The sequence below is a fragment of the Capnocytophaga sp. oral taxon 329 str. F0087 genome (assembly GCF_000213295.2).
GTDB lineage: Bacteria > Bacteroidota > Bacteroidia > Flavobacteriales > Flavobacteriaceae > Capnocytophaga > Capnocytophaga leadbetteri_A.
The window spans coordinates 8,064-22,089 of record NZ_KN389996.1; the positions used below are offsets into that span (position 1 = coordinate 8,064).

Consider the following 14,026-nt stretch of genomic DNA (forward strand, 5'->3'; position numbering starts at 1 on the left):
CTCTATGCCTAAACTCTCTCTATCAAGTCCAGGGAAGGACTGAAAAGAACCATCATATTGCGGACGTACAAAACAGTTAAAAGACTGATTGTACTGCTGAGCTAAGCGGTCTTTAAACTCCTGACTCTGCTCTAAGAGCCACAGAGGGAAAGCATTGCGTATTTCATCAATCTTGCTGTTTGCCAGTTGGATTGCCTCCATATCGCGCACCTTGACTTCCTTGTCGTCTATCTTTATTTTCTTGGTAATATCAGGGGTGGTATTTACCAAGGCGTTTTTGAAGAGGGCAATACCATCGTAGGTTCTGCTCTCACTTTTTACAGCGTATTTCTCCCAGATATGTAAGTTTTTTTGTCGGCATTCCACTGAAAACTCATCGGTTTGAGCGCTGTATTGCACACCTACCTTGGTATCGAAAAGCGAAGAGGCAAAATCACTATAGATTTGTGGGGAGATCCAACGCTCTCCCAAGTTAAAATCCAACTCTTCAAAAGGAATAGGGGTAGGAATTACCTGCCTGAGTCCCTCTAAAGCGTGCTCAATTTCTGATTGCTTAGGATGTTCAGGGTGAGTATTTTGATATGCTTCTACGGCTTTGATTTTAGTAAAGACATCCCCCGCTTGCCACTTTTGGGCAATTTGGTATTCGTCTTCTATAGGATTGTAAAAGAGTTTGCCCTGTAACTGTGCTTTGACTTCTTCCTCATTGGTGTTAGAAAGCTCAGCTATGTAGGGAATATCCACCCGACCCAATTCACTTAGGGAAGTGAGTAGTGCCTCTTCAGTAGAAATGTTTTCATTCTTCCTCAGAGAGAATACCACAGGCTTGTGAAAGATATCTGCCTTTTGATAAACACCGTTTTTGATACGCTCTAAGTAAGGAATTTCAGCGCCTGAGGCATCGGTTTTTATTAGCTTGATATTATCAGCACTATTTAGCCGACCATAGTTCTTGACAAAAGTATCGTAAAGGGCGTTAAGATTTTCTCTTTCCGTAGGATAAGGGGTATAGGTGGTAGCCTCTTTATGGTACAAGTCAGAATAAGCATCACGCAGAGCGATATAGGCAATGGCTTTTTGCCTTTCCAAAGAAGAAAGCGCAAGAGGCACAAAGGTAGCAGCTGTTTTGTTCTTATTGAGATCTTGCAAAAAGCCCACCGTATCGGCTTGTACTACCAAAGTATCTTCTCTGAAATGAGGCAAATATTCTCCCTCAAAAGGTACAGGTTCTTTTAATAATGATACCGCAGGAGGTGTGTAATACAATGCAGGAGAAGCTTTTGAAAGCACCTCTGTTTCATTCCCTTGATTGACAGGATAAGTAAAAGAAAACAAGTCCAACTTTTGAGCATTCCCTAATTGAGAGGTAGTTGTTTTCTTCTTTGTTTTCTTTTTAGCTCCTGTGGGTATAGTAGGGACTGTTTTTGCTGAAATGTTGGGAGGACTTGCTAAAGTAGCGGTGGCTTCCTGCTCAGAGAGAAAATCAAAGAGACTTAGCTGAACGACTTTGGGTTCAACTTTTTGATTCTTAAGTTCTTTTGACTCTTTAGAGATGAGATTAGTATTGGAAATAGCAAAGGAAGGCTCGTTGATTTTGCTTTCAATTTCAATAAATTCTTGCCGTTCAACCTTTTTTATCTCAATTTCCTTTACCTCAATTTTTTGTGAATTAACCTCTTGTAGCTTAATTTGTGTTGTTTGGCTTTGTTGTGCTGTTTCAGGGGATAGGTAATGTGCTTTAAAATCGTTTAAAATTCTCTCTTTTACCTCCTTAGCAATGCCTTCTACTCCTGCATTATGAATATAGACCATTGCGGGCTGTCCGTATAGGTTGGTACCCGCAAGAGCTTCGGTGCATATAACGTTTTCTCTTTGTAAAAGATACTCGTTCTGCATCATCCCTTGTGGCAGCTTTATTGTATTGCAGAATTGCTCTTCTATAGGGCTTAAAGTACCTCTTTGGCTGTCTTTTTGAAGGATGATAAGATCGCTGCCTGCTAATGTACCTGCATAATCAATAAAAAGATTGTTAGGCAGGCGCACAGCAGAGACAAGGCGCGCATTGGAGAGCATCGCTTGGCGAATAATCTCATTTTGAGGGCTATCGGCTACCCCTTGAGAGGTGATATAGGCAAGGATTCCACCTTCCTTTACCATATCCAAACCCTTTAAGAAAAAGTAGTTATGCACCCTACGGGAGGCTTGTACCTTAGCAGGGTCACTACTACGAGAGTAACTCAAATCAAAGACAGCGGTATCGGAAAAAGGGATGTTGCTGGTTACCAAATCAAACTGGTTTCTTTTCAGTGGGCTGATTTGTTCGAAGCCATCGATATGTACTTGCTCCTCTGGGTAAAGATAAGAGAGCACCTTGCCTGTGAGTAAGTCCTTTTCAAAAGCAGTAACCGCAAGAGAGGGGTGCTCTTCTTTAAAAGCACGGATAAAATTGCCTCCTCCTGCTGAGGGTTCTAACATTGTTTGCAGAGGTACGCCTGTTTCCTTTATTGCTGAAGCGATAGCCGAGGTAAGACGCATTGGGGTATAAAAAGCCGTTAGCACAGAATTTCTAAGGCTTTGTACATAGTTTTGGTATTGCCTTTCATCAGCGGAATGTTCTCTAATAAGGGCATACAGACTCCTTACATCTTGCCAAAAGACTTGGTCAGCCTTTGCCCAGTACTTTAAATCAGCTTCAGACTGGTGGGGATTGAGGATAAACTTCAATCCCCCGAAGCCTGAATAGTGTTGCAAGAGTTCTCGCTCTTCTTGGCTTAGAAGCGTGCGCTTTTGCTTCTCTAAATCGAAAGCCAATGCCAGTGCACGAGCATTGCGATTAAAGCTCAGTCGTTTAAGATATGCCATTTTCTTCTATCCATAGTTCGATGGCACCCGTAAGTTCTGTGTAGAGGGATTGATAGGCAGCGGAGTGCTGAAAATCCTCATCGATTTCATTCTCGTACTTTTTAAAGTAAGGAACCAGTTCTGGGAAGATTTTTAGAGCAAAGGGGCGCAAATCCTCATCAGCTAATTGAGTGTCGAACTCCTGAGAAACGACCTCAAAGACCATATCAAAGGGAGAGAAGAAGAGCCCATCGAAGAGTACTCCTGAGGCTATTTTATCACATTCAGGAATACTGATACCTGCCTCAAAAGCCTCTTGGTAAGCCTGCGCAGCATACTCACTTCTGTCCTTGATAAAAACAGTATCAGCTAAAAGATTAGGAAAGCTCGTTTGTAACAGCTCTTTGAGTCTTAACTCGTAATAAGACAATGACCCTAAGGTAGTGTCAGAGATCTGGGGTTTGGTTTGTGTTTCTTTCATTGTTAAAATTACTTTTAATGGGTTCAACAAATTTTAATTTTTACAAAGTGTCGTTCTGCAAAGATATATTTACCACGATTTTCCAAATAGGGCAAAAAGGTTCTCCTCCCTTTTCAGGGACATCTGTTTTTAAAAGGGTTCTTCTAAATTTTTTCCCTGTGTTAAGAACTCTCTCTTTGAGCCCCTCGGCTAGTTCTTCCTCCTTGATAAAAGAAAGAACATAGCCCAAGCGCTGGAAAATAGAGATAGGTGTAGAGAGGATTACCTCTGTATGAAGTTCTTGCCAACTCAGATGTTTTTTAATCCTTTGAATTACCTCTACTGCTTTTTGAATGCCTCCTATCTCTTTTTCATAGAGGAGCAAATCAACCGCAGTGAGCTCCAAAGAGGCTACCCGTAAAGTTCTTTCCTCTATAGAAAAAGGTAAGGTTTTTCTTTTTACTCCTATCTCTCTTAAGTCTTTGATATCCTTTTTGACAAGGTAACGAATCTTACTTTGTCCCCTAAAGGAATCTCTCAGCGGAGGTAAGGACGTTATCACTGTAATTTCATTTGCCTGTAAAGCCTCTTTGGGAGATAGATATACTTCTACTGCACTGAGCAGGGCTACATAGTATTCCCTTTTTAGGTGTTGCATCAGTGTTTCAATGTAGAAATAAGGCTTTCCCTCTTCTCTGATAGCTTTGTTATCAGTAGCATTACCAATGTCCACAAAACGGACGATGCTATAGATACCATTCCAAAGTGGTAGGAGCTTTCCTTGCTTTTTAAGTGTCCCTAAAGTATTGAGAATAGTTTTTTCTTTAAGGAGAGGAAACACCTCTTTTAGCTCCTGCATAGAAAAGCTATAAATACCCTTTTCCTCCAATGATTGTATCCACTTTCGTATGGTTAGTCCCTTCATATTGAAAATATATATCGTTGCAAAACATTTGCAAAAGTACTATATTATTTCTAAAGAGCAAATATATTGAAACAAAAGTTATCAACAGGAGGACTAAACTTCACTTAGGCTATGGTACATAATCAGTTGTGTTAGCTCACAGACTTTCTTTACTGAAAGTTTACCTAACCTTTGTTAGTATTTTCGCTTTTTGGAAGTTTTCTCAGGAAACTCAAAGGCAGTTTCACCATTTTCTTTCAAACGTATATAGGCATCGAAAGTGCTGCCTGATTTGCTTTTCATTCCTTTTATCAGAGGTGTTTTTCCTTTTTCAAAGAGCGTTTTGAGCAGCTCATCAGTAAGAGGTTTGCCACATACATTCCTAAAAAGCACATAACCACAGTCCTCATCAGGACATTTGGCTACCTTTTCAAACAGTAATAAGGAAGCATTTCTGCATTTAGGACAGGTGATTTTGAGTTTTTCTCTCTGGGGTATATCCATAGCCAAAAACGTATCAGTAAGACTACGGGTATAGGCTTCCATATCCGAAGAAAAACTATCGGGAAAGAGCTCTCCTTGTTCTATCTTTTGCAATTGACTTTCCCATTCGCCTGTAAGGGCAACATCGGCTATAGTAAGTGATTTTACCCACTGATATACCTGCATTCCTTTATCGGTAGGAATAAGAGACTTTTGTTTGCGCTCAATATAATTACGCTTTAAAAGCGTCTCGATAATAGCGGCACGTGTGGCTGGAGTACCTATACCTGCTCCTTGCAATAGTTCACGTTGCGCCTTATCTTCTAAGGTCTTTCCTGCTGTTTCCATAGCCCCCAACAGTCCTGATTCGGTATATAAAGCGGGAGGTTGGGTAGTTTTAGAAAGGATTTCAACGGCTTTAATCTTTATACTTTCTCCTTGTACAAGTTCAGGCAGCACTTGATTGCTATCACCTTCATTGTCTTTTTCACTGTCTTTGGCAGTTTCATCAGAGTAAAAACCACCGATAGCGCGCCAACCCGCTTGTAACACTTGAACACCTTTTACCAAGAAGTCAGTGTGCAGAGCCTCCAGTAGAGTCTTTTGCACTTCTTTTACACAGGGTTCAGATACCGCTTCCAAAAGTCGGGTGGCAATCATTTTGTAAATAGTGTTTTCTTTTGCTGTAAGGTTGGTAGGAAAGCGCTCGGTAATAAGAAGTCCGTGATGGTCTGTTACTTTCAAATCATTAACCATCTTCTTATTCAGCGCCCCAATTTTTACAAGTCTAGCTTCGTTAGCGTATGCCTCACTTTCTTGTAACAAACGTATCAGCTGTGGGATTTCTTCCCATACATCCTCTGAGATGTACTTACTACCAGTACGTGGGTAAGTAATGTATTTTTGTTCGTAGAGACTTTGAGCGATTTGCAGGGTCTCATCGGCTGAAAAGTTCCATTTTTTATTAGCTTCTTTCTGAAGACCTGTTAGATCATAGAGCAAAGGAGGTTGTTCTTTTACCACTTCTTTCTCAGTGGAAATCACCTCGGCCATTGGAGACTTTTCTAATTGTTTTTGTAAGGCTTCAGCTTCCTTTTTATCCTCAATTTTAGCTGAGATACTGAAAAAATCAGTATAGCTTTTTTGGTGCTTGAGTCGCAATTGGTAAAAAGGTTTCTTTTGAAAATGTGTGTGCTCTAAAAATCTTTTACAAACCATTGCTAAGGTAGGTGTTTGCACCCTACCTAAGGAATAAATCCCTTCACCTACGGCTATACTCAGGGCTTGGGTAGCATTGATACCCACCAGCCAATCAGCCTCACTACGCTTTTGAGCAGAGGCATACAACAAATCAAAAGCACTTCCTTCTTGCAGATTGGCAAGTCCTGTTTTGATACCTTTTTCGGTTAAGGAGCTAATCCAAAGCCTTTGAAAAGGTTTTTGACATTGCAAATATTCATAGATATAGCGGAAGATCAGTTCTCCTTCACGACCTGCATCGGTGGCGACAATAATGGAACTACACTTCTTAAAAAGGCTATCAATGATTTTAAGCTGTTTCAAAGCCATAGGGTCTGACCTGTAGCCTTTTTTATCTTCAGCGATTTGCTTGGGTACCAGCACAAAGGGATGAGGTAAAATGGGTAGGTGTTCTCTGTGAAATCCTACACAACCATAAGCCTCTGGGAGGGCTAATTGCACCAAATGCCCTAGAGCCCAAGTAACAGCATAATCATTACCTAACAAATATCCATCTTGTTTTTCACTTGCCCCCACTATAGCGGCAATCTCTCTTGCCACACTGGGCTTTTCTGCTAATATAACTTTCATTTTTCTACGTGTATTGAGGTTAAAAATTAGAGTTATACTTTGCGTCCCTTGGACTTCTTACTAGTTTCTTTTTGAGCTGTTTTTTCTGATTGCTTTTGAGGGCGTTTTTCTTCTTTAGCTTTAGAAGTTTCAGCTTTTTGTTTGTTAGAAGAAACTTTATCAGTAATGTCCTTTTGAGGATTGTTAAAGCTCATCTCTACCTTGCCTTTGTCCTTGTCAAAAGTAAAATAACCGCTATAAGTTTTACCTGCTTTGCTCTGTAAGCCTTCTAAATAAACAGGATTACCCTTGCTCAGTTCCTTGTGTTGCTCTTCGGTAAGAGTTACTCCTCGTATGACTGTAGGAGCCTCAGTGAGTTTCTCTTGATTAGCAAGTTTAGGAGCTTTGTCTTCAAAGAGAAATTCCACATAACGCTTGTCGGCATTGAACTGCACGGTTGCGTTAAAAGGCTCTCCTTTTTTAGAGGTCATTCCCTCGACAAACAGAGGCTTGCCTTCTTTGAGCGTTTGTTTTTGCTCCTGGGAGAGTTTGACTCCTTTGATTTCATCGGGGACTTTGATATGTTCACTGCGCAAGGCAATGATTTCATTGGTGAGCCTATCAATACTGATAATAGAAGGGATTTTCTCTTGAGTTTTACTATTGGTAAGCTCAACTGTACGTCCCATATTTCCTGTGGTAAGCAGGTTCTTTTTATCCTCTTCTGAAAACTCGTGACCAAAGAAAGGATAATCCAATTGTGGTTCCTTACGCATCCCGTGAATGGCTACTGCTACTTTTCCATCAACTTCCCTTAGGGACAGACGAGCATCAAAACGGGTTACTGTAGAACCTAAATTGAAACTAATAGGCACCAGCTCATTGGTTTTATAACCTTTTAAGAGGGGCTCTAATAGGTTCCTCTTCTCTAAAGACTCTCGACTCACCCCTAAATTTTGTAACGTTTCCCAATCAATAGCATCAGGGTTGTACTTGAGTTCCTCTTGGGCAGGAGTACTTTGTGCTTGTGCCTGAGCAGGAGCTTCTTGTGCTTGTGCCTGAGCAGGAGCTTCTTGTGCTTGCACTTGAGCAGGAGCTTCTTGTGCTTGCACTTGAGCAGGAGCTTCTTGTACTTGTGCTTGAGCAGGAGCTTCAGGAGGGGTCTGAGCAACGGCAGTCTCTCCTTCTTGTTTTAGAGTAGCTGCTTTTTGCTCTTGTTTGATATACTGCTCAGGAGATACTTCGTACTTCTTGAGGTATTCCTTACCCTTTTCAGTGAGCTTTGCCAAATGGTTTTGGAGTTTTTCTATCGTATTTACCGATTTTTCTATCGGTATTTTAAAGAAAGAAAAACGAGAAGGGTTCTGGACTTGACGCATAAAGTTGCTAAAGAAATTAGATAGCATATTACCTTGCTTGTCTACTTTCATAAAGTCATCCAAGGATTTGCTGTCAGCAGGAGCCGTTTTTAACTCTCCTTTCTCATCAATTCCTTTTACAGCCTTAAGCTGTTTTTCTTCTTTGTCAAATACCAGTAGGATATCAGATAGTTGTTCATCCACTGGGATTTGATTGTCGTAATTTGCCGTATCGGCGTGTTGATTTTCTGCCATTATTTAAACATCTTTTTTAATTTGGGGGTAAAATTACTCCCTTTGTAAGACGTCTAAGAGAGGCTGTCCTTTTTAGGCATAGTATTTCCGTTTTTGGCTTTTAAAGCTGTTACTGGCACACTGAAATGTTCTCGGATAAATTGATGTACATCCGAGAGCTTGTAGTATATTTTGCCTGATATGGTATAATAAGGCAGTTTGCCATTGGAGCGATACCTTTGCAGGGAACGTGCAGAGATTTTAAAGGTGAGCATCAAGTCTTGATTATCCAAGAGTTCCTCACCATCCAAGCTGTTTTTGCGTTTTTCGGCTTTGTCTATTTGCTCTTTAAGCAAATCAAAACGATCCATAATGCGTTCCATCCACGCTATAAATTCTATTCTGTCGATTTCCATTTTTTATATTTATATTTGTTTAATATTTCGATTGTTAGGTCTTAATCTTAGAACATCTAAAAGTTCTTCTTATCCTTGTGAGTTCTTGTTATCCTCCAAAAGTTCTTTTAGCACACTGCCCATTCCTAAGAGTTGGTCATTTCCCTCTTGAGGAACTAAAATGCCCATTTCTTTTAAGGTGCGGATATAACCTTTTGCGGTGCGTTCCTTTACATCAGTTCGTTTTTGAATTTCTATGTTCAGCTCTTGGACTGTCCACAAAGTTCGCTCTTTAAAAAGAGGAGAAACTAACGAGGCTAAGGTACTGGCTTTATTGGGTTTTTGGTCTTCGTTTTTCTGATTACCTACATAACTGTGCATTCCCAGCTCATTGTTCCATCTAAAAAGTATTTGTGGGGTATCGCTAAGACTGCCATTGCGTATTTTCATCGGTTTGACCGCTGAGATAGGACTGTTCTTCTCCCCTTCGATAGAAAGCACTGCTGTTGCTTTGCGTTGTAGTTCAGAGCCTAAATGACCTCGGAGTTTAAGTCCGCTGGGGGTGAGGTGTAACACACATACAATACAGGTTTTGTAATTACCTGCCAAAAGGTAAAGCTCTTCTATGAGTTCCACACTTTCTTGCTCATTATTCACAGCTCCAATAAGGTCGGCTATGCCATCGATGACCACCAAATGCACTCCTGCACATTGGTAGTAAAAACTCTCTAAGCCCTCACGAATGACCTTTAATCGCTCTCTGCGAGGGAGTTGGGTGAGGCAAAAGGCGTGTAGCAAATCAGGAAGAGAGGTTAGTTTAGCTCTTTTAAGCAGTTTGCTGATGTTTTGATAGAGTTGGTCTTGAGACTGTTCTGTATCGAAAAATAGCACCACTTTATCTTTGGGGCAAGGCAGTAGCGTTGTGCCCAATGTGTCAATAGGTAGGTTCTTACTGTTAAGACAACCTGCAATGAGGGCACTTACATAATGACTTTTGCCTGTACCTTCGCCTCCTGTAATACCCAATAAACTACTCTGCACCCCCACAGGAGTTTTGCCAATCGAGATGATAGTCTCTTGTTTTTGGGGAGGTTTATCCCATTGAATTTCGCAGTTTTTAAGTAGGGATAGGCTTTCTTCATAGTGTTTGCTAAGGGTCTGATAAAAGAGTTGTAATAGGTCTCTACCCGTTTTGCCTTGCGCAAAATAATCAGATATATCTTTATCCCTTTTAGTGCCTGAAAGAGGTAAGACCAAACGAAATACTTCTAAAGGTGCTAATTGGGCTTGTTGCTCTAAGGAGGCTCTTTTTCCTGTTTCGTCGCTATCGAACAAAAGGACTAAATGTCGGAATCTCATTTTTAGCTTTTGGAGTTTTTGTAAAGGAATGAGAACTGTTTCACTATTAAAACAGATAGCCGAAAAGCCTCTACTGGCTAAGCTCATTACATCTTTTTCGCCTGCGGTGATAAAAAGAATGTCGCCTTGTAGAGGTAGCTGAGACTCACCAAAGCAATAGTTTTCGGGATTACCTCCATAGAGAAAACGCAGTTTAGAAAAGGGACGATAGACCTTTAAATGCTTTTTAAAAAGGTAAGCAAACATCCACTCATTATAGGTGGAGGCAATAGTGTAAGGTTTGCCGTCTTTATTGGTGCTTGAATAGCTTTGCAGAGAGATCACGTTGTATTTGTTTAGGATTTCTTGGGTGATGCCGTATTTCTGCCAATAGGCTAACTCTTCTTGGGTAAAAGGTTTTTGGGTAAATTGATAAGAGATAGATTTTTTGGTTTCTGGGATAGTACTTTCTATGGTGATAGTGGGAGGTATTGGAGGTTTTTGTGTAATTATAGAGGTGGATTCCTCTAAACCCAGATGTAAATCTCGATTGATAATTTTTAGGATTTCAATAAAGTCAGAGGCATTTCGGCAATCCAATTGATAGAGGTAACCTACTAAGAAAAAACAGTCACCCCTAAAAGTATCGTTGCCAAAATCTTTCATTTTATAAATGCCTTGTTTGTCCTTATAGATATTGCAGGAAGCATTTTTATCGTCATAGAAAGGGTTTTTAAAGTTTTTACCTACTCGCCAGTTGCCTTGTAGATAGTGCTGGAAGACCTGTAGTCCTCCTTCGGTTCTACTTAAAATATCTTGCTTTTTCAACATAACCTTTGGCTTTTTGAGTGAGGGATTGCAGGTAGCTTTCAGTGTTTTCTACCGATTGACTGATAAGGAGTTTGCGAATGCTTCCCAAAGTATAGAAATATTGTCCATAGATTTTGGAGTAAGTGATTTCATTGCGTTTGCGCATTCGCCATAGGGTTTTCTCACTTAGATGGAGATATAGACAGATTTCTTTTTGGTTGAGCCACAAACTATCCCACTCAATAGGCTCTTGCTTGAGTTGGTTTTCAATGCTTTGGAGTTGCTCCATAAGGGCTTTCCAAGCAGATTCTTCAATGGTGATTAAATTCATTGCGTATAGGGTTAAATTCTCGGCGGCAAAGTTCTGACAAATACCAAACATAAACTGCCAAGCACTACCCATTGAAATGTGCATTTTAACGCAGTTGAAGTGATTTTTATTTATTTTATTAGTTATGAGTGTATTACAAAATAATTGTAACGTATTTTTGGAGTATAAACTACTTTTATAGGAAGAAATGTCTAAAAAATGCCAATGGGGTATAATGGGCTTTTTTGAGAAATGGAGGTAAAAGTGTGTGTAGGGAGTTTCTATAGAAGAGTTAAATTGAAAATAATGAATATAATATTTGATTAAAAATCCTTCTCCCTAAAAAAGGGAAACTGTCTATTTCCCTAAAAAACTGATTAAACAATGTTCAAACGTTTTTATTTGAAGTTAGCAAAACTACTTTTGATCGGAGTTGTTTATATAAACCAGTAAAGAGGCTTTTACTTCATCAAGGAAAGGGGTGAGACTTTTTGAACGTCCTTTCATACGATGGAAAACATGGTACTGCTCTGCTAATTCTACCTTAAAGAGCTTCTCAAAGACTTTGGTAATCTGACTAATAGGGAGTTTTCCATAAGAGATACATCCAACAGAATGTAATCCATAGATGAGTTCTACTAGTTGGCTTTTTTTGCCTGTCCACTGAAGATTTAGTGCTTCTAAAAATAGTTTTTCTTCTTTAACTTCAGTACGAAAAAAAAAGATAATCGGAGAGTTCCTTGACAGCCCCTATCTTAGCAACTTCAAAGCTACGACAGGTAGAAAAGGCTCCATCAAAAGAAAACAAATACCCCTCATTGCTTTGAGGAAGGTAATCATAATTGCGAGTAAAATACTCTACATCGCGATTAGTTCTTCCTAAAGCAATGTAACTAAAGAAATCGGTTGCTTCTAAAGTCTCTGACTCTTTAAACCATTGGGCTTCTTTGTCTTTTAGAAACTTTTTAGCAGCCTCAGTAGAGAGTAAAGTTGCTTTACTTTCTATCTGGTAAACCTCATTGTAGAAAATGAGTCTGCTAACCATTTGAGGTTGTACCTCGCGGAAGAAGTATATCTCTTCTGCTTGGTCAGCAAAACCTCGTTGCAGTACCTCTTCCTTGACCTTCTTTAAGAGGTCTTTTAGGAATTGTACCATTTCTAAAGATTCTTTAACCACGGCGGATCCATCCAGCGTGATTTGGCGTTCTCTTACAGCCAATTGGTGTAAAAACACGTTAAACATGATAAATGTATTTAAATTTGTGCTATATTACGAAAAAACAATGACATACGCAAACTTTATTTTTTTTTCATTTTTTTAAATAGCTAAATAAAAGATTTACAATTAGCTCCACGCAAACGTGCGCTGCTGCACGGGCTTCCATAGAAGCCCGTGCAGCAGCGCACGTTTGCGTGTGCAAAGGTAATTTTTTTTGGTTATTTTGTCAAGATGTTGTATCTTTGCACCCAGAAGTTACTGAGAAAATAGGTATAATCAAATGAAATAAGAACCATTACTAAATCGTTACCTACTCTTATTGTAATTCCTGTATTTTCTTTATCTTGAAGAGATTATAAATTTAGTTTCAATTTTTGCAAAAAATTACGCATCGTATGTCAGCAAACACAGTTACTCCTTATGAAAATTCGGCACAAGGCAAAAAACAACAGGTTACCCAAATGTTTAACACCATATCGGGTACGTATGACGGACTAAACCGTGTTATTTCTTGGGGTTCGGATATAAAATGGCGTAAGTTTGTGGTACAGAAAGTAGCTGAAATACACCCTACAGCTGTATTAGATGTCGCTACAGGTACAGGTGATTTGGCCATTGCTCTCACTGAAATAAAAGGGTTGAAAATCACTGGGTTAGACATCTCAGAGGGAATGCTATCAGTAGGGCGCGAAAAGGTAGCAAAGCGCAATCTTGCTGACCGCATTACCTTAGTACAAGGCGATAGTGAGCAACTGCCCTTTGCTGATGAGACCTTTGATGCCGTAACAGTAGGATTTGGGGTGCGTAACTTTGAAGATTTAGAAAAAGGACTTTCTGAAATTAGACGTGTGTTAAAACCTAATGGTCGGTTGGTAGTCTTAGAAACCTCAGTGCCTGAGAAGTTCCCCTTTAGGCAAGGGTATCATCTGTATACTAACTATGTGATGCCTTTGGTAGGTAAGTTGTTTTCTAAAGACCGCTCTGCCTACCGATACCTATCTAACTCGGCAATACACTTTCCGTATGGGAAGAAGTTTCAAGAGATATTAAACAAAGTAGGCTATCAGCAAACTAAGTATTACCCTAAAACTTTGGGTGGCGTCGCTACCATTTATATTGCAAATAAATAGAAAATAAAATAATAATGAATAATAAACTGAAAAGAACTCTATTGCTGTTGTTTGTGTTTATAGGCGGATTTCACCTCTATGCACAGTTTAAACAACCTATGATTAACTTAGAGCATTTTGACGAAAAACGCTTTCAGTGGGGCTATTATTTTGGTGCCAATACTTTTGATTTTAAAATCGATTACAAAGAGCTAAACTATAACAACCCACAGCTACAAGAGATACAAAACGAGCGAAAAATAGGTTTTAATGTAGGGCTTACAGGACAAGCAAGGCTCATCAAGTATATTGACCTACGTATTGAACCGGGGTTGGTATACAACAAGCGCGTGCTTACTTTCCCCAACTTTACTGAAAATAGAGATGCTGTACGCGAAGTGCCTTCTACTTATATCTACATACCTCTGTTACTGAAGTTTAGTGCCGATCGTTGGTATAATGTAAAGCCTTATGTAACTGCAGGAGCCTCTATGGTTTTCAACCTCAGCAGTAATGCTAATCTAACGATAGACAACAGCGATAGAACTTTCCGCTCTACTAAAAACGTATTTTTCTATGAATTCGGCTTTGGGTTCGATTTCTATACTCATTATTTTAGGGTATCACCTTCGGTAAGAGCTTTGTTTTCTATCAATAATGAGTTAGTACCTGACTACGACCCTAACAGCCGTTGGACGGGCAACCTCAATGGCTTAAAAACGAGGGGGTTCTTATTCTGTCTTAACTTTGAATAAT

Annotated in this window: 12 protein-coding genes; 2 read left to right on the forward strand and 10 right to left on the reverse strand. The window is 39.6% G+C overall.

Going from position 1 to position 14,026, the window contains the following annotated elements:
* The 10 genes from HMPREF9074_RS04525 to HMPREF9074_RS12790 form a co-directional block, all read right to left on the reverse strand.
* The coding region (locus tag HMPREF9074_RS04525) for an N-6 DNA methylase (RefSeq protein ID WP_034539812.1) at positions 1-2,862 on the reverse strand (2,862 nt) is incomplete at its 3' end.
* A complete protein-coding gene (locus HMPREF9074_RS04530) occupies positions 2,849-3,322 on the reverse strand; it encodes a DUF1896 family protein (protein WP_009389017.1) in 474 nt (157 codons plus the stop codon). The genes HMPREF9074_RS04530 and HMPREF9074_RS04525, both read right to left, overlap by 14 nt.
* 40 nt (positions 3,323-3,362) lie before the next feature.
* Positions 3,363-4,226 (reverse strand): type IV toxin-antitoxin system AbiEi family antitoxin domain-containing protein, encoded by an 864-nt coding sequence (locus HMPREF9074_RS04535; RefSeq protein WP_009389015.1) that lies wholly within the window; start codon positions 4,224-4,226, stop codon positions 3,363-3,365.
* Positions 4,227-4,400: 174 nt separating this feature from the next.
* Positions 4,401-6,518, reverse strand: coding sequence for a type IA DNA topoisomerase (locus HMPREF9074_RS04540; protein ID WP_009389013.1), 2,118 nt, complete (start codon positions 6,516-6,518; stop codon positions 4,401-4,403).
* 32 nt (positions 6,519-6,550) lie between these two features.
* Positions 6,551-8,110 (reverse strand): DUF3945 domain-containing protein, encoded by a 1,560-nt coding sequence (locus HMPREF9074_RS04545; RefSeq protein WP_034539814.1) that lies wholly within the window; start codon positions 8,108-8,110, stop codon positions 6,551-6,553.
* 53 nt (positions 8,111-8,163) lie between these two features.
* Positions 8,164-8,505, reverse strand: coding sequence for a helix-turn-helix domain-containing protein (locus tag HMPREF9074_RS04550; RefSeq protein WP_009389008.1), 342 nt, complete (start codon positions 8,503-8,505; stop codon positions 8,164-8,166).
* A gap of 69 nt (positions 8,506-8,574) precedes the next feature.
* Positions 8,575-10,653, reverse strand: coding sequence for a bifunctional DNA primase/helicase (locus tag HMPREF9074_RS04555; RefSeq protein WP_009389006.1), 2,079 nt, complete (start codon positions 10,651-10,653; stop codon positions 8,575-8,577).
* A complete protein-coding gene (locus HMPREF9074_RS04560; protein WP_009389004.1) occupies positions 10,625-11,035 on the reverse strand; it encodes a helix-turn-helix domain-containing protein in 411 nt (136 codons plus the stop codon). Before HMPREF9074_RS04560 ends, HMPREF9074_RS04555 begins: the two co-directional genes overlap by 29 nt.
* 324 nt (positions 11,036-11,359) lie before the next feature.
* Positions 11,360-11,689, reverse strand: coding sequence for an RteC domain-containing protein (locus tag HMPREF9074_RS12785; RefSeq protein WP_009389003.1), 330 nt, complete (start codon positions 11,687-11,689; stop codon positions 11,360-11,362).
* Positions 11,649-12,185 carry an RteC domain-containing protein gene (locus HMPREF9074_RS12790; RefSeq protein ID WP_009389002.1) on the reverse strand — a complete coding sequence of 179 codons (537 nt, stop codon included), beginning with the start codon at positions 12,183-12,185 and terminating at the stop codon, positions 11,649-11,651. The genes HMPREF9074_RS12785 and HMPREF9074_RS12790 overlap by 41 nt, the downstream gene beginning before the upstream one ends.
* A 371-nt stretch (positions 12,186-12,556) precedes the next feature.
* Here HMPREF9074_RS12790 and ubiE point away from each other — a divergent pair, with 371 nt between their 5' ends.
* Together ubiE and HMPREF9074_RS04580 are read left to right on the forward strand one after the other, a co-directional pair.
* Positions 12,557-13,291 carry a bifunctional demethylmenaquinone methyltransferase/2-methoxy-6-polyprenyl-1,4-benzoquinol methylase UbiE gene (ubiE, locus tag HMPREF9074_RS04575; protein WP_009389001.1) on the forward strand — a complete coding sequence of 245 codons (735 nt, stop codon included), beginning with the start codon at positions 12,557-12,559 and terminating at the stop codon, positions 13,289-13,291.
* Between the two features lie 14 nt (positions 13,292-13,305).
* Positions 13,306-14,025: a type IX secretion/gliding motility protein PorT/SprT gene (locus tag HMPREF9074_RS04580; protein WP_009388999.1), complete on the forward strand. Its 720-nt coding sequence runs from the start codon at positions 13,306-13,308 to the stop codon at positions 14,023-14,025.
* The last annotated feature ends 1 nt before the right edge of the window (position 14,026 follow it).

Bases quoted from the DNA above. Each gene is read 5' to 3' on its own strand.
- HMPREF9074_RS04530 (WP_009389017.1), bottom strand. From the start codon at position 3,322: ATGAAAGAAACACAAACCAAACCCCAGATCTCTGACACTACCTTAGGG.
- HMPREF9074_RS04535 (WP_009389015.1), bottom strand. From the start codon at position 4,226: ATGAAGGGACTAACCATACGAAAGTGGATACAATCATTGGAGGAAAAG.
- HMPREF9074_RS04540 (WP_009389013.1), bottom strand. From the start codon at position 6,518: ATGAAAGTTATATTAGCAGAAAAGCCCAGTGTGGCAAGAGAGATTGCC.
- HMPREF9074_RS04545 (WP_034539814.1), bottom strand. From the start codon at position 8,110: ATGGCAGAAAATCAACACGCCGATACGGCAAATTACGACAATCAAATC.
- HMPREF9074_RS04550 (WP_009389008.1), bottom strand. From the start codon at position 8,505: ATGGAAATCGACAGAATAGAATTTATAGCGTGGATGGAACGCATTATG.
- HMPREF9074_RS04555 (WP_009389006.1), bottom strand. From the start codon at position 10,653: ATGTTGAAAAAGCAAGATATTTTAAGTAGAACCGAAGGAGGACTACAG.
- HMPREF9074_RS04560 (WP_009389004.1), bottom strand. From the start codon at position 11,035: ATGGGTAGTGCTTGGCAGTTTATGTTTGGTATTTGTCAGAACTTTGCC.
- HMPREF9074_RS12790 (WP_009389002.1), bottom strand. From the start codon at position 12,185: ATGTTTAACGTGTTTTTACACCAATTGGCTGTAAGAGAACGCCAAATC.
- ubiE (WP_009389001.1), top strand. From the start codon at position 12,557: ATGTCAGCAAACACAGTTACTCCTTATGAAAATTCGGCACAAGGCAAA.
- HMPREF9074_RS04580 (WP_009388999.1), top strand. From the start codon at position 13,306: ATGAATAATAAACTGAAAAGAACTCTATTGCTGTTGTTTGTGTTTATA.